Consider the following 25,677-nt stretch of genomic DNA (forward strand, 5'->3'; position numbering starts at 1 on the left):
TTGGATTATTTGGTATCGGCTGCCGCTCTTATACTGTTCGACCAAGAATCACCCAGCCCTCTTACGTACTAAAACAATTGCGTAGCGTTTATCACCGAGATTCTCGATTTTTCTTGCTCTCTCGGCGAGTCACCATCTAGCGACGCTGAGGCTCGCTTCGATAGCTGCGAAAAATCTCGAATCTCTACCGCGCTGCAGAGGGTCTAAAAATGTGATTTGTATCATATACAAATGTTTAGATGAGTGAGCTAAAAATGGCGGTTGACTTGCCAGAACTGCAAGAATTTTTGAAAAAATTATTTCGCAAAAACCCTTGAAATAAAAGGCTTGGGGGGGGGGGTATGTATCCCCCAAAGCTATAAACATTTGTTAGTTATCTTCAAAATTTTTTCTAAAATGTTATAATGACTTCTCAAAGGATGGTTACATCATTATAGATGTACGCTATAAGACTTTGTAAAACTATTGTTAAAAACTATAGGGCTTTGAGAGTCACGGTCGGTGCGCAAAGCAATATCAAGTAAATTTAATTAATCTCACGGAAAGAGGAGAACATGACTACAAAATCTGCTAAACACGCCAACAAGACATTTGGTTCTGCAAAAGATGAGTCTGCAAAGGCTGTTGATATGCGCAAAGTGGCTGCTCTTTCGGCTGGAGCTGCTAGCGTAATTGCCGGCGCGGCGATTGCTTTTGGCGCAACTCCTGCAATGGCGGCGGAGACTCCTGCTTCTGCGCCTGTTAATACGAATGATCCTGCAAAAGAACAGAGTGTAATTGCTAATAAGAATAAGACTGAGGGTGAGAGCGCTGAGGGTTCTAAGGGCAAGACTTCTAATGATGAATTGAAGGAAGAATCTAAGAAGGAGCAGCCTGAGCAGACTAAACCAACTGAGAAGATTGTAGTAAAGACTGAAGGTAAGGCTGACGCTACTAAGACTGAGTCTGGGTCGAAGGTTGAGAGGGCTGCGGCTGTAGATAATAAGGTTACAAATAGCACTTCTGCTACTGATAAGAATAATGCAGACAGTAGCACCACTGAGGAAACTAGCACTCCTGCGGAAAATGTTGTAAAGAAGCGTACAAGGCGTGCGACGGTTGAGAATAAGCAACCTGAGGCTACTAATGATGCTAAGGATGAAAATCAGAAGCAGGGCGAACCTGTTGTTGGTGCAGATCGCGAAGCTAATCCTGCATCAGCTCCAAAAGTTAACAGTGAGATAACACTTTCAGAAGGAACAAAAGACACGCTGCCAAACATGTATGCATGGGGATCTTCTGACAATGTGTATATTGAAAAAGGGCAAAACCAAGCAGTAATCTTTAAATTTGCAAAACCTGATGATGGCAGCACCATTACCAAAGTAGCAATTTTCCCATCTGATGGTAATACTGTTGATAATGCTAAAAGTAGAAAGTTCCTTGAATATTATTCTGCTAATGAAAACGAGCACAAGCCATATTCTGGTAAGTACGAATTTATAGTAAATACAGATGGCTCAGCTAAGCTTACCATGACTAAGCTTTATAGCGAAGCAAACATGGCTGCAGAAAAATACACTGCAAACCGCTGTATTTATGTGTACGGCACCAAAGATGGTAAAGAATCTGTACTGTATAAAACAAATATTGTGCGTGCAGCAACACTTGTTCCGCCTAAAACAGCTGGCTCAATTGTTTTGAAGTATAACGAAGAGCTTACCGCACAACAAATTCAAGATAAGCTCAAGGCTGCTTTAGATGCTCCTACCGAAGCCACTGGTAAAAAATCAATTCGCGCACAAATTGATGCTGCAAGTAGATCTAACGGCGTTGGTGGTCGCACTGGAGAAAATGGTAAATTCGTTCAGACGCCAGATGACCCTGAAAACAAGGTAATTATTAACGATCAGCGCGCATACAATCCAACTGAGGTTAATCGCTTTAATACAAAAACACCGGGAACGGATGCTGCTGAAACAACGTATATAGCTACTGTACAAACCCTTAAAACTCATCTCATAACAGACACTGGTTATACCTCTGATGATTTACCGCTTACCGTTGCGCGCTACGATACGCGTATTGATAAGCCGATCGTGGACGACCTGTCCAAGGTTTCCGATGATGTAAAAACCGAAATTAAACGCAAGCTTGCGCATCTTAATCACGTAAGCCAAGATCAGGTGACCATTAACGACCAGGGTGAAGTCACTATCAACTTTGCTGGCGTGGATGCTGCGGACGCTCCTAAGATTGCACTCAGTGACCTTGTGTTGAAGAAGCTTGCTGAGAAGGATGTCGTCGTTCCTGAAAACGACAAAGCAGTCTTTGTGGCTAACCCACTTGGCTACTCCAATGCCGAGCTTGACCGAATTAAAACAGCTATTTACGAAGCTAATAAAGACAATAAAGAGCTTGGTCTTACCAGCAAAGATCAGATTACACTTGAGTATCTTAAGGGCGATCTTACTGCATCTGGTGACTCTAATAAGGGAATCTCTAATGGTCAGGCGGAAAACAAGATTACCGTTAAAATCAAGACTGACAAGTCAGTTGCTGAGTTTACGTCTAATGTAAAAGAGAGCAAGCTTACAAAGCTTCCAAATATTCGTACAGATTACACCGTTTCGTGGGACAAGACTAAGATTGATGGTCGCGATACCGACGAAGGTATTTCTTGGAGTAATGATCAGAAGACCACTATCATCTACCGTTACGATCCAACTAAAGCGCAAGAGTTTGATACAACAAAGATTCTTGGCTTGCTGAAGGCTAAACCAAAGGATAGTAGTTCTGGTTTGCGCGACCTTACTGGCGGCGAGCAGCTTTCCTATGAAGGTACAGGGAATAACGCGCGCAAGTCGCACATGAACTATGCGCTTAATAAAGATGGCGAGCCAACAACTGAACTCACGCTTGGCAATATGGGTGGCGCTTATTGGTCTGGGAATCAGAAAGTTTCTAATTCTGACGTAAACCTCGGTGATAATTTATCAATAGCTGGTTCGTATTCATGGGATCCAGAAGCTGGTTCTGTAACGGTAGCTGGCAAAAAGGACAAGATTTTCAAGGCACGTCTGTTTGTTGAGCCGTATGCAATGACGTACTATAAGCATGTTTATATGGAGAAAGATCGTCACCCAGGCAATACGGCAAAGGCAATTAACGTTATCTTTGTGCCGCAGACGAATCATAAGACTGCCGATTTGAAGACGTCGATTGGTGAGCATAAGACCACTAAGGTTGATAATACGGATGTTCCGACTGACTCGAAGTACTACAACGCGTCTGATGCAGTGAAGAAAGACTACGAAGATGCATTGAAGGTTGCTAAGCAAACGCTTGAAAAAGTTGGAACTACACCAGATGATCAGTTAACTGAACAGCTTAAAGCTGAGGTTGATAATGCAACCATTAAGCTGGATAAAGCTCGCAAAGCTCTTGATGGTGACGCTACCAAGAAAGACGAACTGGATAAGTCGATAACAGAAGATGGTACGCCTGCTGAAGGTCAACAAGCTACAACTGGTACAAAGGCTAGCGATAAGTATAAGAACGTAAGCGATCCTGATTTTAAGAAGGCAGACGGTTCTGATGATAAGGACAGAAACGAAGCTGCTAAGAAGGCAAAGACAGATTATGATAATGCGCTCGCTGAAGCCAATAAGGTAAAGAACGACAAGAACGCCACGCAAAAGGCTGTTGACGATGCTAAGGCTAAGCTTGACGCAGCGCGCGAAAAGCTTAACGAATTTACCACTAACAAAGATAAGCTTAACGCCGCTATTGCTGAGCATGGTAAGGTGAAGACTGGCGACGCTGATAAGCAAGGCGACGCAAAACTTAAGACCGCTGACCCAGCTTATCAAAACGCAACTAAAGAAGAGCGTAAAGCCTACGATGATGCTGTAAAGAAGGCAAACGAACTTTCAGCAGATCCAAACGCTTCTCAAAAGGACGTTAACGCAGCTATTGACGCGCTTCAAAAAGCTAAGAAGGCTCTTGACGCAAAAGCAACAGATAAGTCAAAGCTGATAACTGCTGAAAAGCTCACCTTTGATAATCCTAATGATGATGCAAGCAAGCAGAGTACTTTCTATAAGAATGCCAAGGCCAGGGCTGATGCTAATGATTATGCTGCTAAAACTGCCGTTGACAACTATAACAATGCATTAGCTAAGGCTCGCGAGGTTCTTAAGAACGATAAGGCAACTCAAAAAGAAGTGGATGCTGCTAAAGATGCATTAACTAAGGCTGAAGATGCACTTCATAAAGATTATGCAACTGACGCTAATGAACTTACGAAAGTTCTTGCAGACAACTTCAGCGGTTATTTGATGCCTGCATACTTTAACGCTTTCGATAAGGCGCAAGCTGGCGACGCTGAAGCAAAGAAAGCATTTAAAGATTACAACGATGCTTATCAAAAAGCCAAGGAACTTAAGAAAAAGTTTACGGAAACTGATCCGTCTAAGCAGCCAACTGCTACAGACATCGCCGATGCCAAGAAAGCTCTTGAAGAAGCACGTAAAGTTATCGACAAGTATGCAACTAATACCAGCAGGCTTTCTGCAGCTGTATTTAACGATATTGCTATACAACACAGCCCAGCGTATGCGAATGTATCTGAAACTGATGCAAGTGAAGAGGCAAAGGCTGCTAAGAAGAAGTATGACGATGCCGTAAAGAAGCTACAGCAGGCGCTTGATAAAAAGATGCCTAAGGATAAGCAAGGTAATACAGAAATCCCAACTTCTAATACTCCTGATGCGAATATTGATGTTAATAATGCGAATGCATTGGATAATATTCAGGCACATGCGCAAGGCGAGCCTCTGGATAGGGATATTACCAAGATCCTTCAAGAAATGAACGACGCAGCTGCTGAGTTGAACAAGTTTGCAACCAAGACCGACGATTTGCTTAAGTCTGTTAACGAGCATGACAATACTCAGAAGACGCCTGCGTATAAGAATGCTTCGCATCCTGATTTCAAGAATGATGATGGAACAACTGCTGATAAGACTAAGAATGATGCAGCTCAGAAGGCTGTAGATGAGTATGGCGAAGCTCTTAACGTGGCAAAGGAATTGCTCAAGAATCCTGCTGCAACGCAGAAGCAAGTCAATGATGCACTTAATACCTTGAACGAGAAGCGTAAAGCGCTTGACACGTACAAGACTGACACCGCCAAGCTCAAGGATAGTGTTGGCAAGCACGGCTCTACAGATGGCGCTGCACCTACAGAAGGTACACAAACTTCTGATGCATATCGCAACGCGTCTGATCCTCACTTCATGAAGGAAGAGGGCGGCAAGCTTGTTCCTGATACGGATAAGAATGATCAGGCTACTGCAGCCAAGAAGGCGTATGATGAAGCTTTGACAAAAGCTCAGGAGCTTTTGAAGAAGCATGACGAGAAAGATACGCCGCAAGACGCAAAGCCAACTCAAAAAGACATCAACGATGCACTTAAGGCTCTTGACGATGCTCGTACTGAGGTTGAGAAGTATAAGACTGACACAACAGCCTTGAACGCTGAAGCTGAGAAGTCTCAGGCAGATACTGCAACTACTCCAACCGCTGGTCAGTTTGAGGACTCTCCAGAGTTCAAAAACGCTAAAGCTAAGACAAGCGATGGTAATGAAAACACAGATGTTACTGCTTACAAGAATGCTCTTGCAAATGCTCGCAAGTTAGTAAGTGATGCAAAGGATGCAAGCAAGAAGAACAGCGAACGTCCAACGCAGCAACAGATTAACGAGGCGCTTGACGCACTTAAAGCAGCTAAGAAGCAAATTACTGATAATTACAAGACCAATCTTGAGCCGTTGACTTCTGCTAAAGACTTTGCAGGTGGCGACTTCAAGAAGACTCCTGAGTATCAAAATGCTGTTGCTAAGAAGGGTGCTGGTGACCAAGGTGCCACAAATGACTTGGGTCAAGATAATGGACAAACAGGCTTTGACAATATTCTTAAGAAGGTTGCCGATAAGCTCAATGATAATGATTGGAAGCAAAAGGCAACCCAAAAAGAAGTAAACGCTCTGCTTAAACAGCTCCAAGACGCTCAAGAGAAGATTGCTAAGGAGTACAAGACTGATGCAATTAAGCTTGAACGTGAGTTAGGAGATAAAGATCAAGACGGCAAGCCAGTTGTTCCTCCGTTTGAGGCGTCGGTAACGTACAAGAACGCACTTGAAAAGGCGAAGACTGAAGATCCTGCTACAACGGATGCTAACTCTGCCACCAAGAAGCTCAAGGAATACACCGACAAGCTGAAGGATGCGAATGACCTCATTGAAAAGGTCAAGAATCCTGATCCAAACGCTAAGCCAGAAGATCGTCCAACACAGAAGCAGGTTGATGAAGCGCTTGCAGCTTTGAAGAAAGCAAAGAAAGACATTGACGACAACTTCAAGACCAAAGTTGATAAGCTCCAAAATGAAGTTGATGATAAAAACGAAGATGGCACTGCGCGTACTCCAAAGTTTGAAGAATCAACCGAGTTTGCAAACCTTAAAGGAAAGACTAAGGATGGCAAAGAACCTGAGGATCTAACTGCCTATAAGCAGGCTTTGGCTAAGGCTAAGGATCTCATCGACAAGAATGATGGCAAGGTTACGAAGGATGGTCAAGAAGTTGACGTTCCAAAGGATCAGCTGCCAACTCAGGCGCAGGTTGACGAGGCTAAGAAGGCTCTTAAGGAAATCAAAGACAAGATTCTTGCTAACTACAAGACCAATCCGCATGACTTGCAAGAAGAATTCGACAAGTCTAAGGACGGCGACGACGACACCAGAACCGACGTGTTCGAGAACACTCCAGAGTTCAAGAACGCTACTGATAAGGGTGATGACGCTGCTAAGAAGGCACTAGATGCCTACACAGAAAAGCTCAAGGCTGCCAAGAAGCTCCTCGATGCCTTTGACCGCACTACTGGCAAGCCAAAGACCAAGCTTCCAGAAGGCATGGATAAGGCTCCAACTCAGCAGGAACTTGACGCTGCTTTGAAGGATCTTCAGGATGCCAAGAACAAGATCACTAACGGCTACAAGACTAATAAGTCTGATTTGAACACTGAAGCTGGTAAGGATTCTGACTTTACTAAGACACCTGAGTATCAAAATGCTCAAGCTAAGGGTGATGACGCGTCTAAGCAAGCTCTTGAGGACTACAAGAAGGCTCTTGAGGATGCCAACAAGGTTCTCGGTGATAAGAATGCTACTCAGGCTCAGGTTGACGCTGCTTTGAAGAAGCTTCAGGATGCTAAGTCTAAGCTTTCGGATGGTTATAAGACTGATAAGACTGATCTGACTGCTGAGGCTGGTAAGGATTCTGATTTCACCAAGACTCCTGAGTACGTAAATGCTGCAGGAAGCCCTGAGGCTGATGCTTATAAGCAGGCGCTTGAGGATGCCAACAAGGTTCTCGGTGATAAGAATGCTACTCAGGCGCAGGTTGACGCTGCTTTGAAGAAGCTTCAGGATGCTAAGCAGAAGCTTGCTGATTCTCATAAGACTGATAAGTCTGATTTGAATACTGAGGCTGGCAATGATCCTGATTTCCGTAAGTCGATTCCGTTCATTATTGGTAAGGCTGCTGATTTGGCAGAGTATCAGCAGGCGTTGAATGATGCGAATAGTGTGCTTAAGGATCCTAATGCTACTCAGGATCAGGTTAATCGGGCTCTTCGTAGGCTTCGTGATGCTAAGCAAAAGTTGATTGATGCTTATAACAGACTTATTAATAGTGGCAGTGGTGTTGGTGACAATACTGGTGTTGGTGTTAATGATTCGAATACTACTAGTGTTAATAATGTTGTTGATAAGGGTGCTTTGCAGGCTGAGGTTGATCAAGCTCTTGGTGATGTTTCGGCTAATGCTAGTGGCGTAGTGGCTGATTCTAACTTGGTGAGTGAGTTTAATGCGGCTTTGAATCATGCTCGTTTAGTGTTAGCGGACGCTAATGCTACTCAGGGGCAGGTTGATTCGGCATTGGCTCGTTTGCGTGCTGCGCGTGCAGCTTTGCGCGAGGGTATGCTTGCGGCGCGTGATTCTGCTGGAATGAATCTCAAGCGTGGTGACGTGAGTGGTGTTAATACTGGCGCTAGTTCCTCGGTGTTTGCTGCTTTGGCTGCGGTGTTTGCTGGGCTCGGAGTGGCTGGTGCTGCGTCTAAGCGTAGGAAGCATTCGGCTCGTTAGTTTAATCTGTAGCAGTGTGTGATGCTGCTACGATTGGAGTAATGTGAATTAATGGCTTGGAGATAATCTCTTCAAGCCATTAATTGTTTTCTTCTTTTCCACATTTTGTTTGGTGTTGTAAAGAAGAAAACGACAAGTAACATTTCGAAGAACATTTCGAAGAACATACCAGTGAATTTAGTAATTTTCCACAAAAGTGTTAAAATCCCTAACTGTGACTTATGCAAATCAAAATTGCAAATCACCCGTATGGGGACGTTTGCAGGATTGCACTATCGCGAATAATCGCCAGTAGTTGTGATTGCAAAAGTCAAAAAGAGAAAATAGTCTAAAAAATAATCTAAAAACAGTCTAAAAGGTTTGAAATTAACCAAAATAGACGAAACGCGGGAGCTTGTTCTATACAGGCTGAGAGGGCGAAAGCCGACCGTAAACCTGATGCGGGTAATGCCGCCGTAGGGAAGGAGTATTATGCGAAATATTCGTATTATTGGTGCAGGTATTATTGGTTTAGCAACAGCGTGGAGACTTACGGAAGCTGGCGTAAAAGTTAGCATAATTGATCCAGATCCAGTCTCCGGTGCTTCTCACCATGCTGCCGGCATGCTAGCTCCTACCGCAGAAATGCAATATCAGCAAGAAGCGTTGTATCCTCTTATGTTTGAGTCTGCAACTATGTATAAGGAATTGGTTGATTCGGTTGCAAAGTACACCGATAAGCCAACCGGTTATTTAGAGTGTGGATCTTACGTAATCGGTGGTGACGCTGCAGATAACGAGCACGTGAACGAGTTGCTAAACTTGCAGCACCGTTATGGGCGTAGAGCTGAGCATATTTCTGTGAGTAAGCTTCGTGAAATTGAGCCTGCGCTTTCACCAACTATTGCTGGCGCTGTAAGCGTTCCGGATGATCATCAGATTAATCCTCGTCAGTTTACTGCAGCAATGATTGATGCACTTGAAAAGCGTGGTGTTGTTATTGAGCGTCGCGCAAGCACTCCAGACGATTTGGGTCCAGACACAGTTTTGGCATCTGGTTTGGGTGCTAAGGATATGCTTCCTCAGCTTAAGCTTCGCGCTGTGTGGGGCGATATGATTCGTATGACTATTCCAGAGCCTTTGCGCCCAATTTTGAGTTCTGTGGTTCGTGGATTTGTGCATGATCGCCCAGTGTATTTAGTGCCTCGCGCTAAGGAAACAGGTGAGCTTGTGCTCGGCGCTACTTCTCGCGAAGATGACCGCGATATTCCAAAGGTTGGCGGCGTGCTCGATTTGCTTCGCGATGCTGCAAGCGTGCTTCCTGGCATTCAGGAATGCTCGATTACTGAGGTTACTGCTGGCGGACGCCCTGGAACTCCAGATGATTTGCCATTCATCGGTATTGATCCTAAGACGCACACCACGATTTCCACTGGTTACTTCCGTCACGGCATTTTGCTCACAGCTTTGGGTTCTTCTTTGACTACAAAGCTTGTGCTTGAGCAAGAGTTGACTGAGAAGGAAAAGGGCTTCTTGGAGAGCTGCAATCCTGCTCGCTTCTAGTGACGCAAGTTTCTAGTGACGCAAGTTTTAATGGACGTTAATAAAGGTTGAATTATGCAAATCGTCGTCAATGGTGAAACCGCTCAAGTGAAGGATGACTTGACTATTGCCCAACTTGTTGCACAACTCTACGGATCTGACTCTGGTTTTGGCATAGCGGTCGCGATTGGCGACGATGTGCTTAAGCGCGCCCAATGGGAATCAACCATCATCTGCGATGGGGATAAGATCGAAATTCTCAGCGCGGTTCAGGGCGGATGACCCTCAATAGGCGACTGATCCACAATAGCGGTTGATTTCAAATAATTTGAGTATAGTTTCAAAAAATTTATATAAAAGGCTTAAAATGACAGAAAATATAGAAAATAATGAAGAAAATGTCGATACTTGGCAGCTTTGCGGTAAGACCTTACATTCAAGGCTTTTGCTTGGCACTGGTGGAATGACAAGCATTGACATTATGGAAAAGTCACTTGTTGCTTCAGGCGCGGAAGTAGCAACTGTTGCTTTGCGTCGTCACGCAAAAACTGGAGTTGATATTTACGGTATGTTGCAACGCCATAACATTAACGTTTTGCCAAATACTGCTGGTTGCAAAACTGCTCATGATGCTGTTCTTACAGCAAAAATGGCTCGTGAATCACTTGGAACTGATTGGATTAAGCTCGAAGTGATTGCAGACGACGATACTTTGCTCCCAGACACTCGCGAAGTTTTGCTTGCTGCAGAAAAGCTAGTTGAAGAAGGATTTAGCGTGCTCTGCTACACGAATGACGATCCGATTGTGGCTCGTCGCCTTGTGTCGCTTGGTGTGAAGGCTGTTATGCCAGGGGGTGCTCCAATTGGAACTGGACTTGGTATTTTGAATCCTCGAAACATTGAGCTGATTGTTCAAGAAAGCAAAGAATCTGGCGTTCCTGTGATTTTGGATGCTGGCGTTGGAACTGCTTCCGATGTTGTTAAAGCTTTCGAAATTGGTTGCTCGGGCGTGCTTCTTGCAAGCGCTGTAACTCGCTGCCCAGATCCTGTAAAGATGGGTCGTGCAATGGCTGCTGCTGTAACTGCTGGTAAGCTTGCTCACGATGCTGGCCGTATTCCTAAGCGTGAGCATGCGCTCGCGTCTTCGCCTGTTGAAGGTCGCGCTTGGGCTGACGCGGTACTGTAAATTCTGTAAATTTTGTACTGTAATTGATTCAGCATATTCAGTATGACGATTAATAAGATTTATGATAACCTGCAGGAGCTTGAGGCGGAACGCACTTGCCGCCACTTGCTCCTGCCAGGCTTTACGCATGAACATCAGCAGTTACTTCGCGATGCGAAAATCTGCATGGTTGGGGCAGGTGGACTTGGTTCGCCGTGCTTGCTTTCGCTTGCTGCTGCAGGAGTTGGTGAAATCACGATTTGTGACGACGATGTTGTAGAGCTTTCTAATTTGCAAAGGCAGACTTTATACACTGTGGATCAGTGTGGCAAGTCGAAAGCTCAACTTGCAGCTAAGCGCTTGCAGGCATTATCTCCAGGTTTAAAAATCAACCTTGTAAATAGATTTAATGAAGACAACGCAAAACAACTTGTAGAAAATCACGACTTAATAATTGATGGTTGTGATAATTTTGCTACGCGCTTTTTGATTGCGGATGCTGCTTGTAGTGCTGGCACGCCAGAAGTTTATGGCTCAGTTCTTTATTATGAAGGTCAAGTAAGCGTTTTTGTGCCAGGAAAAGGACCTACTTTGCGTGACTTGTATGCTTGCCCTCCGCCTAAAGAAAAAGTGCCAAAATCGGCTGTATTAGGCGCAACTGCAGCTATTGTTGGCGCAATGATGGCAACTGAAGCAATCAAGATTATAACTGGTATAGGAAAGCCGCTTATTGGGGTTTTGGCGCGATATAACGCCATTGATAACTCGCTTCGACATTTTAGATTTGCGTGAACTTTGCGAAAAGTTACAAAAGTTGAGTGGAGTAGTATTAAGTTTTTGCGAAACGCGCACCAAAATATTTGACTTTAATAACTTGAGTGTGTTAGACTCAAGTTTTGTAAAAAGAAAAAGTGGCTAGTCGCAAGGCTGGCTGCCAAGAATTTGAGTACATAGATTAAAAGGTACATAGATAAAGATAGCTAGGAGATATTATGGGACGCGCAGTAGGTATTGATTTAGGAACAACGAACTCCTGCATTGCAACGCTTGAAGGCGGCAGTCCAACAGTTATTGTTAACGCAGAAGGTGCGCGTACAACACCATCCGTGGTGGCATTCAGCAAGTCGGGCGAAATCTTGGTTGGTGAAGTCGCTAAGCGTCAGGCAGTTACAAACGTTGATCGCACGATTAGCTCTGTAAAGCGCCATATGGGTACGGATTGGTCTGTTGAGATTGATGGCAAGAAGTGGACTCCACAAGAGATTTCCGCACAGGTTTTAATGAAGTTGAAGCGCGATGCTGAAGCCTACCTTGGTGAGCCAGTAACCGATGCCGTTATTACATGCCCAGCTTACTTCAACGATGCACAGCGTCAGGCAACTAAGGATGCAGGTAAGATTGCAGGCTTGAACGTGCTGCGTATTATTAACGAACCAACTGCTGCAGCTTTGGCTTACGGCCTTGAAAAAGGCAAGGAAGACGAGCGCATTTTGGTATTCGATTTGGGTGGCGGTACTTTCGATGTGTCGCTTCTTGAGATTGGTAAGGATGACGACGGCTTCTCTACAATCCAGGTGCAGGCAACTAATGGCGATAACCACTTGGGTGGCGATGACTGGGATCAGAAGATTATCGACTGGCTTGTTGGCGAAGTTAAGAACAAGTACGGCGTTGATTTGAGCAAGGATAAGATTGCTTTGCAGCGCTTGAAGGAAGCTGCTGAGCAGGCAAAGAAGGAGCTTAGCTCTTCTACTTCTGCTTCAATTTCTATGCAGTACTTGGCAATGACTCAAGACGGAACTCCAGTGCATTTGGATGAAACTTTGACTCGCGCTCACTTTGAGGAAATGACTTCCGACTTGCTCGGTCGTTGCCGTACGCCATTTAACAACGTGCTTTCCGATGCTGGCATCTCCGTAAGCCAGATTGATCACGTGGTGCTTGTTGGTGGTTCAACTCGTATGCCAGCCGTCAAGGAGCTTGTAAAGGAGCTTACGGGCGGTAAGGAAGCGAATCAGTCCGTGAACCCAGATGAGGTTGTGGCTGTTGGTGCAGCCGTGCAATCGGGCGTTATTAAGGGAGACCGAAAAGACGTTCTGCTTATTGATGTAACTCCACTTTCCTTGGGCATTGAAACCAAGGGTGGAATTATGACGAAGCTTATTGAGCGTAATACCGCAATTCCAACTAAGCGCTCTGAAGTGTTCTCTACTGCAGAAGACAATCAGCCATCCGTGTTGATTCAGGTTTATCAGGGTGAACGTGAGTTTGCTCGTGATAACAAGCCTCTTGGTACTTTTGAGTTGACTGGTATTGCTCCAGCTCCTCGTGGCGTTCCACAAATCGAAGTGACTTTCGACATTGATGCTAATGGCATTGTGCACGTTTCCGCTAAGGATAAGGGCACTGGCAAGGAACAGTCCATGACGATTACTGGCGGTTCTGGCTTGCCAAAGGACGAGATTGACCGCATGGTTAAGGAAGCTGAAGCTCACGAAGCTGAAGATAAGAAGCGCAAGGAGGAAGCTGATACTCGTAACCAGGCAGAATCCTTTGCTTACCAGACTGAAAAGCTTGTTAACGATAATAAGGATAAGCTTTCTGACGAAATCTCCAAGGAAGTTACCGAAAAGGTTAATGCTTTGAAGGAAGCTTTGAAGGGTGATGATATTGAGAAGATTAAGTCTGCTCAGAGCGAGCTTATGACTTCTGCTCAAAAGATTGGTCAGCAGCTTTACGCTCAGCAGGGTGCGTCTGGTGCTGCAGGTGCACAGGCTGGCGCTGCTGGTGCTGCATCTGATGCAAATGCAGGCGCTGGATCTTCTGCAAAGGATGACGACGTGGTTGACGCCGAAGTGGTGGACGACGACAAGGACGATAAGGACAACAAGTAATGTCCGAGTTTAACGCCAACGACTACTTGAGCGGATTGGAAGATGTGCCTTCGGATGCTGGCGATTTGGAAGAATCGTCAAATCCAGCTGATTCTGCTAGTGCAGCCTCGTCTAATGAGCATGTGAATGCATCACAAAACGAAGCACAAGACGCAGCTGCTCATGAGGCAAAGCATGCGGCGACGCAAGATACGTCAACACAAGATGTGGATGCTAATGCAAGTGCCGATGCGGAAAAGTCGCCAGCAACCGACGATAAAGCCAACGCTAGTAAGTCTCAAGAAAATAATGATTCTTCAGACACGCAAAGCAACGAAGAAGAAGATTCTTTAACACCGCTTGGCAAAGCCAAAAAAGAGGCGGCGGAGTATTTGGAAGCGTTGCAACGCGAGCGAGCAGAGTTCATAAACTTCCGCAACCGTGCTTCTAAAGAGCAAGATCGATTCCGTCAACATGGAATTATCGATGTTTTAACAGCTTTGCTACCTGCTTTAGATGATATTGATCGTATTCGTGAACATAGCGATATGGACGATTCATTTAAAGCCGTTGCTGCAAAGTTAGACAAAGCATTTGAGAAATTCGGCGTTGAAAAGTTCGGCGAAAAGGGCGAAGAATTTGACCCGACTAAGCACGATGCGATTCTGCATAAGCCAGATCCAGATGCTACAAAAGACACAGTAGATGTTGTTGTAGAAGCAGGATACAGGATCGGAGATCGAGTGATTCGCGCAGCTAGAGTAGTTGTTGCGTCGCCAGCAAGCTCGTGAAACACGCTGTGAAACATTCGTATGGTTTGTATGTAACGCAATAAAACGCAGTTACCGACTAGCGAAGAATCCCATAAAAACTTACTCGTGCTGGTTTAAAACGTTTAAAACACTGTTTAAAAACGCAAAACCAACACGAGTAGGTTTGTATTTAAGGTTTATATATAAATGTTATGCCAATGTGCTCGAAACATAAGAAGGAGGCACAAATGGCTGAAAATGAATGGTTAGCCAAAGATTTCTACAAAGTGCTCGGTGTCTCCAAAGATGCCGACGAAGACACAATCACAAAAGCATACAGAAAACTAGCTAGAAAATATCATCCTGATTTAAACAAAACAAAAGAAGCGGAAGAAAAATTCAAAGACGTGTCCGAAGCGTATGACGTTTTGAAAGATAAGCAAACACGTCAGCGTTACGATGCGATACGCCAATTTGGAGCGGGCGGAGCAAGATTCGCTGGAGGCTCTGGAGCAGGCGGATTCGACGCAAGTGGATTCAGCGATATATTCTCATCGATGTTCGGAGGCTCAAATGGGTCTCGCGTGCGATTCTCCACAAGCGGAGCTGGACCAGACATGGGAAACATATTCTCCATGTTCACGGGAGGTGCAGGAGCGCAATCTTCGCAAGGATTTGGAGGAAGTGGCTTTAATGGCGGTGCAGAATATGGTCAATATGGTCAGTATGGTCAATCTGCTCCACAAAATTCGCCTGAACGCGGTGAAGACATTACAACTTCAATCAAACTAACATTTAAACAAGCGTTCAAAGGTGCTACGGTTTCGCTGCGATCTGGCGGAGAGTCGTTCAAAACTCATATTCCAGCAGGAGTAAAAGATGGGCAAAAAATCCGCTTAAAGTCCAAGGGTAAGCCAGGGAAGTTTGGTGGAGAAGCTGGAGATATGTACTTACAGGTGCAGGTAGAAAAAACCGATAATTTTTCTCTACGCGGCTGTGATTTAGTGGCAAATCTTCCGCTTACACTAGATGAGGCTGTTCGCGGAGCAAAAGTCACGCTTAAAAACCTAGATGGTAAGCCAGTAGTGTTTAAAGTGCCAGCTGGAACATCTAGCGGTAGCGAAGTACGTGTAGAAGGCGAAGGCGTGCCAGGTAAAAATGGAGCCTTTGTAGGAATCGTACAAATACAAATACCAAAGCGATCGGGCATGATGATAAAGCGTGCTGCAAAAGAATTCAACAAGGCATGCGGAGAATCATATGAGCAAGAAGTGCACGATTTGCGCGCATAGCAACAAATCGCTTAGTGTGTGCGTGTAGAAAGGAAAAGTCATGGTTAGGTTGGAGCGCCAAACTAAAGCATTGTACGAAATGTGTGCAGTGGCGTTAGTGCGTGGAAGCGCAACTCTTGACGGCGCAGATGAAGTCGGCTTTAAAATCGACATGCCGATTTTTACAGTAAGCCACGTAGCCAACCTAACCGACACTCATCCACAAACACTAAGACAGTACGACAGGCTGCGCTTGATTATGCCACAGCGTACAGAAGGTGGAGCTAGAAGATACTCTCTTAGAGACATAGATAGGCTTGTGCAAACACAAAAACTAAGCCAAGAGGATGGAGTAAATCTTGCTGGAATAATGCGTATTTTGGCTTTGCAAGAAGAAAATCGCCAGCTTAAAAGACAAGTAAGACATTTGATTGAAGAAGCCAATTGCGCTGAACGAAATATTTTTACTGCGACTGTAGATGGGAATATTGTAGAAGTTCAAAGGTCACAAAGCGCAAAGGATTGGCGGCGCGATATTCGTGTTCAACAGCGCGCATTGCCATCATCGTATAATAAACATTCTCACTCGCAAAACGATGCTCAATACAACAATTGTGATTATGATGATTTAAACGACGATAAGTCTGTTGTTTTGTGGCGAGCATTCAGAATATAGCAATGTAGCAGTCTAACATTAGTTTAGATATTATTAAATACTAATCAAATGTTTAAATATAAAATGTAAATATAAAATATAAATATTGATAAATATTGCATACGTAAAGCGACAAAACAAAAGGGTATTGATGGCACTAAACACAACAGCAGCGCAAAACACCACAAATCACAAGCTTTCCGCAGTCTTTTGGGATATGGACGGCACGCTAATTGATTCGGAACCGTATTGGCATGATGCTGAAATCCAAATCGCAAAAGAACATGGTGGCGAATGGAGCGAAGAATTAGCTTGGCAGTATTCTGGTGGATCTTTAAAAGATGTTGCTGAAGCCATGATTGCTCGCGGAACAAAAATGGGCGTTGAAGAAATCGGCAACGCGATGGTGGACTATGTAGCGCAAAAAGAGCAGATAGAGGTTCCATGGGTGCCAGACGTTCTGAATCTTTTGCAAAAATTAGCGGATGCAGGAATCCCTTCGATTCTAGTGAGCAATTCACCAAGGCGACTTGTTGAAAACATTGTGAACCATGCGCCAAAAGGTGCGTTTGCAGGATACATTTGCGGAGACGATGGATATGCTACAAAGCCAAGCTCCGAGCCATATTTAGCAGCAGGGAAACTGCTTGGTATTAGTGCGCAAAACATGAAGTATTGCATCGCTATTGAGGATTCGTTTGCAGGGTTAAAGTCGGCTGCAGCTTCGGGGGCGACGACTCTTGCACAAACAGCGTACTCGAATCTAGACGTAAGTAACGGACCGCAATTCGCTGATATACATGGATACGAAGATGTTACGCCTCAAACGCTTGAGCGCTACATTATTGCGCGAATTGCGCAGTAGCGAATACGTGAGCGCTTAGAGCGCGCGAACGGTATTTCTTTGCTTGCTGTTGCGCGAGGTTTGAGTATTTCTCTCCTCGCAAGTCCCGTCGCTACGCTCCTCTTTTATTGCTCGTATAGAAATACATCAAACCTTCTGAATATCTAAAACTTTTGCGTATATCTTAATCACCGAGATTCTCGATTTTTCTTCTTCATTCGATGAATCACCATTTCATGCTGAGGTTCATCTCATTCAGTGCGAAAAATCTCGAATCTCTACCTACTTGGCGCAACCTACGTAATCTTGTAACGCGCGAACCAATCGACGCTTTTTGTACCAAATTCGACCCGATTCACGTACAAACTCGGGGAAATATAGATTAATCGCCGCCAGCAGCGCCTTCTTGAGTCTCTGATCCAGAGTATCCATATGGCGATCCTGGCGAGTCAAATGCTCCAGACGAATTGCGTTCAGACTGACCAGACTCTCCCGAACCAAGCCCAGATCCATAAGATCCTTCGGACGCACGAGAAGAGTCGCCAGCAGCCGCGCCTGCAGAATCTGAAGGCTTATTTTCTGTCCTATCTACTTTATCCTTATTTTCCTTATAAGGCTCTTTATCGTCAGAAGCTCTATCCGAGTAGTCGTATTCCGAAGTACGCCTATTGCCTCCAAGTCCCCACTTGCCATCTTCACCACCAATTTTGCCGTTATCCTTAGCTTCTGGGAACTTCTCGGTAGGCATTCCAGTAAGCGCGTGACGCATATACTTTGTAAACAAATGTGCAGAATACCCAACACCGCCTGGATAACCGCGGAAAGACGGAACAGGCTGAGGATTTCCCTGCGCATTCGGATACCATATAGCAAACACGGTTACAACACTAGGAGTAAAACCAACAAAGCTGCATGCAGTCTCATCGTTTGCGGTACCAGACTTTCCAGCTATAGGTTTGCCAACACCCCTAGCTTCCGTAGAAGTACCATATTGCACAACGCCTTGCAGAGCTTTAGTGGTAAGAACCATGTCTGCTGGAGAAAACACTTGTCGTCCAGATGTTGGAGCTCTATAAAATTCTTTACCATCTGGATTCTTAACGCTAGCAACAATATGAATATCTGGCCTGCGCCCCTGACTTGCTATCGTAGAATAGGCTCGCGCAATTTCGCTAACATGCACAGGGTCGTTACCCAACACTGTGAACGGATTTTCGCCATTAATCCTCTTAGGATCCAAGCCAGCCGTAACAGCAGTATGAGCCACAGCCCTACGCCCAAGCTTTTGCTGCAAAGACATAAACGGCGTGTTCACGGAGTTTGCTGTTGCTTTATAAAGGTTGATTGTTCCCCAATTAGTGTTTGCATAGTTGTTAACAGGCTTATCTATGCCTTCAAACTTTAGGTTAGAATTTCCATTAAACAGCGTATTAAGACTTGTTCCAGCCTGAATAGCACCGATTAAAGCGAATGGCTTCATGGTGCTTCCAGGTTCATAAAGGGCTTGAGTAGCATTATTAAGCGGTTTAGAAAGATAGTCATCTCCAGCATAAACGGATATGATTGACCCGTCTTTAGGATTTACACTCATTCCACCTACTTGCAATCCAGCTGGAGCAATTCCGCGACCACCCATAGCAGGGCTTGCCACACTAAACATTAAATCCTGCTTAGCTTTGTCGATTGTTGTAACAATACGATATCCGCCAGTATCAAGGTCTTCCTTTGTAAAAGCTCCGCTTTGAGTAAGCTCGCTGCGAACCATGTTAAGCAAATAACCTTGAGGTCCTGAATAAACGTTTTGCTTAGTCTGATTAATGGTTTGTGGCATTTTAGCGCTTTTATATTCTGCGTCAGTAATGTACTTGTCTTCACGCATAATCCTAAGAACGCGCTTGAATCGCATATTCGCTTCTTTAGGCATAATTGCAGGATCCCAGCTGCTTGGTGCAGGGATTATTCCAGCCAGCATTGCTGCTTGAGATAGTGTAAGATCCTTTGCTTCTACACCAAAGTACGCTTTTGCTGCCGCTTGTATTCCATACGCTCCGCGACCAAGATAAATAGTGTTCATATAGTTACATAGCACAGTATTTTTATCTTGTGTTTGCGCGATTTTTAGAGCTAGAATCGCCTCGTGAAGCTTGCCTAAATACGTTTTTGTTTCACCAAGATAGTAGCGTTCTGCATACTGTTGTGTGATTGTGGACCCGCCCCAGCGTCCTTTAGAAGTTATGTTGTGAATTATTGCGCGTCCAATTCCTTTAAAATCAATTCCACCGTCTTTGTAGAACGATCTGTTTTCGCTTGCGACTATCGCGTTGCCAACATATGGTTTTAGCGCAGAGCAACTTATGATTTCTCGATTTTGTTCCGCAAAACTACCGATTTCTGTTTTTCCGTCTGCGTAGTACACCTTGGTTTTGTCTGCCATTGCAATCTTATCTGGCTGCGGAATGTCGGTGTTCACATACATAACCGCAAATACGAGTGTGCCAAGGATTATTGGCGTAAAAATTATGATTAATGCCCAAAATAGGATTGGATGTTTTGTTCGCCACGTGTCGCGGATTCTTTTGTGTTTTCTTCTTTGACGCCTCTGCCTTGTTGCGCTTGGTCTGGCTGTTCCAGTTCTGGCGTTTGCGCGTCGTTTTTCCTCTGCAGAAGTCGCGCTTCTTACAGTGCGTCCTGTATTAGAAGAGTGCGAATTTTGTCCATTACTATTTGCAACCATATAATCCAAGTTAGCGCTTGGCGAGGAATTTTAATCATATGTAATATCATGTGTAATATTTGTAAAAGCTAGTATTATAAAAGTGTGTTAGTGCAGCATGATTATATGCTGTTGTTTTTGGGCAAGGAGTTTATATGAGTATCCGCGTTGCCATTGCCGGTGTTGGCAATTGTGCTTCGTCGTTGGTTCAAGGCGTTGAATACTACAAAAATGCCAATGATGGCGATAAAATTCCAGGATTAATGCATGCTGTTTTTGGGCAATATCGTGTGCGAGATATTGAGTTTGTAGCAGCTTTTGATGTTGACGCTTTAAAAGTGGGTCATGATTTAAGCGAGGCGATTTATGCTTCGCAAAACAACACGATTCGCTTTGCAGACGTGCCTAATCTTGGTGTTAAAGTGCAGCGTGGACCTACTTACGATGGCTTGGGCGACTACTACAAGCAAATGATTGAGGAGTCTAAGGAAGAGCCTGTAAATGTTGCCGCGGTTTTGCGCGATTTGCATGTAGACGTGCTTGTGTCTTACTTGCCAGTAGGCTCCGAGCAAGCAGACAAGGCTTATGCGATTGCAGCTATGGAAGCTGGATGCGCGTTTGTAAACTGCCTTCCTGTTTTTATTGCTTCCGACCCAGTTTGGGCGCAAAAATTCCGCGATGCAGGCGTTCCGATTATTGGCGACGATATTAAAAGCCAGGTTGGAGCTACGATTACGCACCGAGTTATGGCGCGACTTTTTGAAGATAGAGGAGTGCGTTTGGACCGCACTTATCAGCTTAATGTTGGCGGAAACATGGACTTTATGAACATGTTGCAGCGCTCTAGGCTTGAGTCGAAGAAGATTTCTAAGACGCGCGCGGTTACTTCGATTGTTCCGCACGATATGGATGATCACAACGTGCACATTGGTCCTTCGGATTATGTTGCTTGGCTTGACGACCGCAAGTTTGCGTTTGTGCGCTTAGAGGGCACCACTTTTGGAGATGTTCCGCTTAGCTTAGAGTACAAGCTCGAAGTGTGGGATTCGCCTAATTCTGCAGGAATTGTTATAGACGCTGTGCGCGCAGCGAAGATTGCGTTGGATCGCAAGCTTTCAGGCCCGATTTTGGCTCCTAGCTCCTACTTTATGAAGTCGCCAGCTGTTCAGCATGAAGATAGCGAGGCGCGCGAACTCGTTGAGCGCTATATTGCTGGAGATGTTGAGGCAGATGAGTCGCAGCTTAATGCAGATGTTGAGGCTGCAAAAGAACATGGTAAAAGCGTGTGGCGCGCCTAGCAATGCGCCTAATGGTGCGGAAGCTTGCGACTTGCGCTCGACTTGTAGCCAAAATCGTGTAATATAGGTAGAGCCTCCGCGTGGCACTACGTCACCCAATCCCCCCAGGGCAGGAATGCAGCAAGGGTAAGTGGCCTCTGGTGGGTGCGCGGGGGTTTCTTATATTTTTGTAGCGCAAGTGCTCTGTAGTGCAGAGTGTTGTTTGATAAAATGCTTGGTATGAGTCTATTTGAAGGCAGCAAGATTAGCGATGGCAGCGACGACAGTGATAATAGTCAAATTAGCGGCATTGGTGAAAATATCAAAAATAGTCAAAATTCTCAAAGCAGCGAGGCTAATCAAGATATTTCTAAGCTCGATCCGCTGATGAATCGTCCTAGAATATCAACAATAGCTTTGTGTGCGCTGTGTGCTGTTCTTTTTGCATCTTTTGCATCAATCATGTGGATTCTAGCCGTTAGAACCGCAATAGGTCAGTCGTATGAAGAAATGGTGATTAGTACTTTTGGATATAGTGCCATTCCGTCGTGGCTGTCTGTTGTACTAACTCCGCTTAGAAGTTCCATACTCGTTATAGTCTTATCTGCCTTGATTTGCGCTGCGGCAGCAATAATATCAATCATAAGAAAACGCTGGTGGCTGATTGCGCAATGCGCTGTAATACTAGTTTTATCTCTAGCTGCAGAGCCTCTAAAACGTGTGCTTCCGCGTCCGATCCTAGTAAATGTAGCAACGCTTGCAAAAAATTCCGCTCCGTCTGGTCACATGCTACTAATGGCGGCTGCGTGCGCGCTGCTTGTTTGCGCTGTAAGTCGCGTTTTTAGAGCATGGGTTGCACTTGGCTCAGCAATAATCACATTTCTGCTTGCCATAGCTCTTTTGGGAGGCAGATGGCACAGGCCGGCAGACGTTATGATATCCGTACTCATAGTTGGTGCTGTAACATCAACAGTGTTGATTTTTACAAGATCATCTGGAATGGACGTGCCAGGTTCAAGAAGATCATCTATAAGCGTGCAAATCGTTGGAAGCGCAATGATCACAATGGGAATAATCTGCCTAACTTACTGTTCGTACATGATTTACCAGATTATGCCAGGAATAGATTTAGGTGCAAAATGGGCTATAGGGGTATCGCACTCTTGCGCATATTGGGCTGTAGCAGGAGTGTGTAGCTTGACTTTCGGCGTTTTGATGGTTCTTAGACAATCCAGTGCAGCTCCTTTAAGTAGGCTAGGATTAGTTGGTGCTCCGCCTACTCCTCCTTCAAAAAGCGAAGTTCCAAAACGTCAAGATGAGGACGATTTATTGTTAAGATTATCGTCTAATTGAATAAAAAATAAGTAAAGTGGTATATATAGGAGTATATGCTGATATTTCGCAAAGTTTGATTTTGTTGATTTTGTTGAATATGAAACGCGTATTGCGTTAGAGTTTGCGTGGATTGAGTAGTAAAAGCGCGGAATATGCATACAAAATGCATCTGTACGAAAGGAGAGCGTATGACAGAGCAGAACAAGCTTGTCATTGTGGAGTCTCCCACTAAAGCGCGTAAAATAGGCGGATATCTTGGAAGCGGATACACTGTTATGGCATCCGTGGGTCATATTCGTGATTTAGCACAGCCAAGTCAGGTGCCAGCTGCTAAAAAGGCAGAATTTGGCAAGTTTGGCGTAGACGTAAATAATGGTTTTGAGCCATACTATGTTGTTGGCGCGGATAAAAAGAAAACAGTTTCGGATTTAAAGGCTGCGCTCGCAAAGTCGGGTGAATTGTTCCTCGCAACTGATGAGGACCGCGAAGGAGAAGCGATTGCGTGGCATCTTGTGCAAGCACTTAAGCCAAAAGTGCCAGTAAAGCGCATGGTGTTTCACGAGATTACAAAAGATGCGATTCAAGCTTCGCTTGCTAACACGCGAAACGTTGATGACCATATGGTTGATGCGCAAGAGACTCGCCGCGTGTTGGATAGATTGTATGGCTACGAGCTTTCGCCAGTTTTGTGGCGTAAGGTGGGGCCGGGTCTTTCGGCTGGTCGAGTGCAATCTGTTGCAACGCGTTTGATTGTTGAGCGCGAGCGCGAGCGAATGGCGTTTAGAAAAGCGAGCTATTGGGATGTTTGCGCGGATTTGAGCGCCAATGGCGTTGATTTCCAAGCGCGAATGACGGCTCTAAATGGCAATCGTTTGGCTGCTTCTAAAGATTTTAATTCGCTTGGCGAGCTTCAAAAAACTAAGGGTGAATCTGCTTTAGCGCACTATTTGAACGAGGCGGATGCTTGTGCGATTGCGCAGAGTCTTGGCACGGCTGATTTTGTTGTGAGCTCAATGGACACTAAGCCGTATCGCCGCCGCCCATTGCCTCCGTTTACAACTTCTACTCTTCAACAGACTGCTGGAAACCGCTTGTCGATGAGTTCTCGCCAAACTATGCGCGCGGCTCAATCTTTGTACGAAAACGGTTACATAACCTATATGCGTACTGATTCTGTAACGCTTTCTAAAGAGGCGATTTTTGCGGCTCGAGATTGCGTTAAGTCTAGTTTTGGAGACGAGTATTTAGCGGATTCTCCAAAACAGTATGCTACGACTTCTGCAGGCGCTCAGGAAGCGCACGAGTGTATTCGTCCTGCTGGCTCTACGTTTAGGAATCCTGCAGATTTGGCTGACGCTCTCCCTGCTGATCAGCTTAAGCTTTATACGCTTATTTGGCAGCGCACTCTTGCTTCTCAAATGGCGGATGCTACTGGTTTTACGGCTACAGTTAAGCTGGACGCTTCGGCTGGCAGCTTTGGAACGGCTAATTTCCAAGCTTCTGGAACTGTGATTGAGTTTGCTGGATTTATGAAGGTGTTTGGCGGATTTAGTGAAGATGAACAGTCCAAGGCTTTGCCTGCTATGTCTTCTGGCGATGTTCTTAAAGCTCTGCAAGTTAGCGCTGATGGTCATGAAACTCAGCCTCCAGCTCGCTACACGGAAGCGTCTTTAGTTAAAACGCTGGAAGCTAAGGAGATTGGTAGGCCGTCTACTTACGCTAGCATTATTTCCACTATTATTGACCGCGGATACGTGTATGAGCGTGGGCGCGCGTTGATTCCAAGTTGGCTTGCTTTTGCGGTTATTAAGCTTTTGGAAACTAATTTCCCAACTTACGTTGACTACGCGTTTACGGCAGACATGGAAAATGGTTTGGATCGTATTGCGCATGGCGAGGAAGCTGGTAAAGATTGGCTTTACCAGTTTTACTTTGGAGATAACGGGGCGGCGACTGGCGATTCTTCGGCGGTTGCTAGCGACTTTGCAATGCATGAAGGTTTGCAAAAACAAGTTGATCAGCTTGGCGAGATTGACGCTCGAGAAATCAACACGATTGATATTGGCGGCGGATTGCACGTGCGCGTAGGCAGATACGGCCCGTATTTGGAAGATACGAAGAATCTAGACGAAGATGGCAATGCGCGCAGAGCTTCGATTCCAAGTACTTTGGCTCCAGACGAGTTGACTGAGCAAGTTGCACGAGATTTGATTGAGAACAACTCCGACGGTCCGCGCGTTTTGGGTACAGATCCGCAAACTGGAGGCAGTGTAGAAGTTAGGAACGGGCGTTTTGGAGCTTACGTTGCTCTTGTTGAAGCTTCGGATGAGGATGAGTCGCAAGCAGCCGACGATTCTGCTAAAACTGGCTCAAAGTCTTATGCAAAATCTAAAAAGTCTGCTAAAGCTAAGCCAAAAATGGCGTCTTTGTTTAAAACAATGGACCCTGCAACAATAACTTTGCAAGATGCTTTGCGACTTTTGAATTTGCCTCGATTGGTTGGCGTTGTGGAAGAAGTTGATGAGCAAGGCGAAGTGAAGCGCGCGAAGATTGAGGCGAATAATGGTCGATACGGACCTTATTTGACTAAAACTTACGAGCGCACGGTTGCTAGCGATTCGGCATCGTCTGGTAATTCGGCTGTGGACGACAAGCCAGATAATCGTTCGCTTGCAAGCGAAGACGCGATTTTTAGTGTGACTTTAGACGAAGCCAAGGAGCTTTTTGCTCAGCCGAAGTATGCAAAGCGCACGCGTGGAGCTGCAAAACCGCCGCTTAGGGAGCTTGGAGAAGATCCAGAGAGCGGAAAGCCAGTGGTGATTAAAGATGGCTTCTACGGAGCTTATATTACAGACGGCGTTACGAATCGAACGCTGCCAAAGCAGTACACGCCTGAGTCGATTGAGCCGCAGGTGGCGTTTGAGCTTTTGGCGCAAAAACGCGCGGCTGGACCTGTAAAGCGCAAGAAGACGGCAGCTAAAAAGACTTCTACAAAGACTTCTACAAAGAAAACAGCGGCTAAAAAGAGTACGACTAAAAAGGCTACAGCTAAAAAGTCTACGTCTAAATCCGAGTAAACCCGTAA

The 25,677-nt window shown here is 45.2% G+C and carries 14 protein-coding genes and 1 other RNA gene; 14 read left to right on the plus strand and 1 reads right to left on the minus strand.

Annotated features, from left to right (window positions below; all coding sequences use genetic code 11):
• Positions 1–554 precede the first annotated feature (554 nt).
• The 10 genes from P0106_RS06555 (at position 555) to P0106_RS06600 (ending at position 17,288) form a co-directional block, all read left to right on the plus strand.
• A complete protein-coding gene (locus P0106_RS06555; protein ID WP_473730588.1) occupies positions 555–8,186 on the plus strand; it encodes a peptidase in 7,632 nt (2,543 codons plus the stop codon).
• Positions 8,187–8,657: 471 nt separating this feature from the next.
• On the plus strand, positions 8,658–9,728 hold the full coding sequence (gene thiO, locus P0106_RS06560; protein ID WP_103085092.1) for a glycine oxidase ThiO: 1,071 nt from the start codon (positions 8,658–8,660) through the stop codon (positions 9,726–9,728).
• A gap of 54 nt (positions 9,729–9,782) precedes the next feature.
• Entirely contained in the window at positions 9,783–9,989 is a 207-nt protein-coding gene (thiS, locus tag P0106_RS06565) for a sulfur carrier protein ThiS (RefSeq protein WP_101892000.1), read from the plus strand.
• A gap of 85 nt (positions 9,990–10,074) precedes the next feature.
• The gene (locus tag P0106_RS06570) at positions 10,075–10,893 is read left to right on the plus strand and encodes a thiazole synthase (protein ID WP_004112835.1); all 819 of its coding nucleotides are present in this window, start codon (positions 10,075–10,077) and stop codon (positions 10,891–10,893) included.
• Between the two features lie 42 nt (positions 10,894–10,935).
• Positions 10,936–11,664, plus strand: a complete 729-nt coding sequence (locus tag P0106_RS06575) for a HesA/MoeB/ThiF family protein (protein WP_004113807.1) — start codon at positions 10,936–10,938, stop codon at positions 11,662–11,664.
• A gap of 200 nt (positions 11,665–11,864) precedes the next feature.
• Positions 11,865–13,766, plus strand: a complete 1,902-nt coding sequence (gene dnaK / locus P0106_RS06580; RefSeq protein ID WP_473730589.1) for a molecular chaperone DnaK — start codon at positions 11,865–11,867, stop codon at positions 13,764–13,766.
• Positions 13,766–14,536 (plus strand): nucleotide exchange factor GrpE, encoded by a 771-nt coding sequence (gene grpE, locus P0106_RS06585; RefSeq protein WP_415707039.1) that lies wholly within the window; start codon positions 13,766–13,768, stop codon positions 14,534–14,536. Before dnaK ends, grpE begins: the two co-directional genes overlap by 1 nt.
• A 209-nt stretch (positions 14,537–14,745) precedes the next feature.
• A complete protein-coding gene (locus tag P0106_RS06590) occupies positions 14,746–15,789 on the plus strand; it encodes a DnaJ C-terminal domain-containing protein (RefSeq protein ID WP_004113822.1) in 1,044 nt (347 codons plus the stop codon).
• A 40-nt stretch (positions 15,790–15,829) separates the two neighbouring features.
• Positions 15,830–16,444 carry a heat shock protein transcriptional repressor HspR gene (locus P0106_RS06595; protein WP_004112824.1) on the plus strand — a complete coding sequence of 205 codons (615 nt, stop codon included), beginning with the start codon at positions 15,830–15,832 and terminating at the stop codon, positions 16,442–16,444.
• Between the two features lie 130 nt (positions 16,445–16,574).
• Positions 16,575–17,288 carry an HAD family hydrolase gene (locus tag P0106_RS06600; protein ID WP_415691171.1) on the plus strand — a complete coding sequence of 238 codons (714 nt, stop codon included), beginning with the start codon at positions 16,575–16,577 and terminating at the stop codon, positions 17,286–17,288.
• Positions 17,289–17,649: 361 nt separating this feature from the next.
• Here the strand turns inward: P0106_RS06600 and P0106_RS06605 are convergent, their stop codons facing one another.
• The gene (locus P0106_RS06605; RefSeq protein WP_473730590.1) at positions 17,650–20,001 is read right to left on the minus strand and encodes a transglycosylase domain-containing protein; all 2,352 of its coding nucleotides are present in this window, start codon (positions 19,999–20,001) and stop codon (positions 17,650–17,652) included.
• 134 nt (positions 20,002–20,135) lie between these two features.
• Between P0106_RS06605 and P0106_RS06610 the strand changes: the two genes are divergently transcribed.
• The 4 genes from P0106_RS06610 (at position 20,136) to topA (ending at position 25,669) form a co-directional block, all read left to right on the plus strand.
• Positions 20,136–21,278, plus strand: coding sequence for an inositol-3-phosphate synthase (locus P0106_RS06610; RefSeq protein ID WP_473730591.1), 1,143 nt, complete (start codon positions 20,136–20,138; stop codon positions 21,276–21,278).
• A gap of 67 nt (positions 21,279–21,345) precedes the next feature.
• Positions 21,346–21,442, plus strand: an RNA gene (ffs, locus tag P0106_RS06615) — signal recognition particle sRNA small type.
• Positions 21,443–21,488: 46 nt separating this feature from the next.
• On the plus strand, positions 21,489–22,610 hold the full coding sequence (locus tag P0106_RS06620) for a PAP2 family protein (RefSeq protein WP_473730592.1): 1,122 nt from the start codon (positions 21,489–21,491) through the stop codon (positions 22,608–22,610).
• Positions 22,611–22,780: 170 nt separating this feature from the next.
• Positions 22,781–25,669: a type I DNA topoisomerase gene (gene topA / locus P0106_RS06625; RefSeq protein WP_473730593.1), complete on the plus strand. Its 2,889-nt coding sequence runs from the start codon at positions 22,781–22,783 to the stop codon at positions 25,667–25,669.
• The last annotated feature ends 8 nt before the right edge of the window (positions 25,670–25,677 follow it).

The sequence above is a fragment of the Gardnerella sp. c11Ua_71 genome (assembly GCF_055818025.1).

What these genes read in the sequence shown, in the direction of transcription:
- P0106_RS06555 (WP_473730588.1), top strand. Translation starts at nt 555, where the DNA reads ATGACTACAAAATCTGCTAAACACGCCAACAAGACATTTGGTTCTGCA.
- thiO (WP_103085092.1), top strand. Translation starts at nt 8,658, where the DNA reads ATGCGAAATATTCGTATTATTGGTGCAGGTATTATTGGTTTAGCAACA.
- thiS (WP_101892000.1), top strand. Translation starts at nt 9,783, where the DNA reads ATGCAAATCGTCGTCAATGGTGAAACCGCTCAAGTGAAGGATGACTTG.
- P0106_RS06570 (WP_004112835.1), top strand. Translation starts at nt 10,075, where the DNA reads ATGACAGAAAATATAGAAAATAATGAAGAAAATGTCGATACTTGGCAG.
- P0106_RS06575 (WP_004113807.1), top strand. Translation starts at nt 10,936, where the DNA reads ATGACGATTAATAAGATTTATGATAACCTGCAGGAGCTTGAGGCGGAA.
- dnaK (WP_473730589.1), top strand. Translation starts at nt 11,865, where the DNA reads ATGGGACGCGCAGTAGGTATTGATTTAGGAACAACGAACTCCTGCATT.
- grpE (WP_415707039.1), top strand. Translation starts at nt 13,766, where the DNA reads ATGTCCGAGTTTAACGCCAACGACTACTTGAGCGGATTGGAAGATGTG.
- P0106_RS06590 (WP_004113822.1), top strand. Translation starts at nt 14,746, where the DNA reads ATGGCTGAAAATGAATGGTTAGCCAAAGATTTCTACAAAGTGCTCGGT.
- P0106_RS06595 (WP_004112824.1), top strand. Translation starts at nt 15,830, where the DNA reads ATGGTTAGGTTGGAGCGCCAAACTAAAGCATTGTACGAAATGTGTGCA.
- P0106_RS06600 (WP_415691171.1), top strand. Translation starts at nt 16,575, where the DNA reads ATGGCACTAAACACAACAGCAGCGCAAAACACCACAAATCACAAGCTT.
- P0106_RS06605 (WP_473730590.1), bottom strand. Translation starts at nt 20,001, where the DNA reads ATGGTTGCAAATAGTAATGGACAAAATTCGCACTCTTCTAATACAGGA.
- P0106_RS06610 (WP_473730591.1), top strand. Translation starts at nt 20,136, where the DNA reads ATGAGTATCCGCGTTGCCATTGCCGGTGTTGGCAATTGTGCTTCGTCG.
- P0106_RS06620 (WP_473730592.1), top strand. Translation starts at nt 21,489, where the DNA reads ATGCTTGGTATGAGTCTATTTGAAGGCAGCAAGATTAGCGATGGCAGC.
- topA (WP_473730593.1), top strand. Translation starts at nt 22,781, where the DNA reads ATGACAGAGCAGAACAAGCTTGTCATTGTGGAGTCTCCCACTAAAGCG.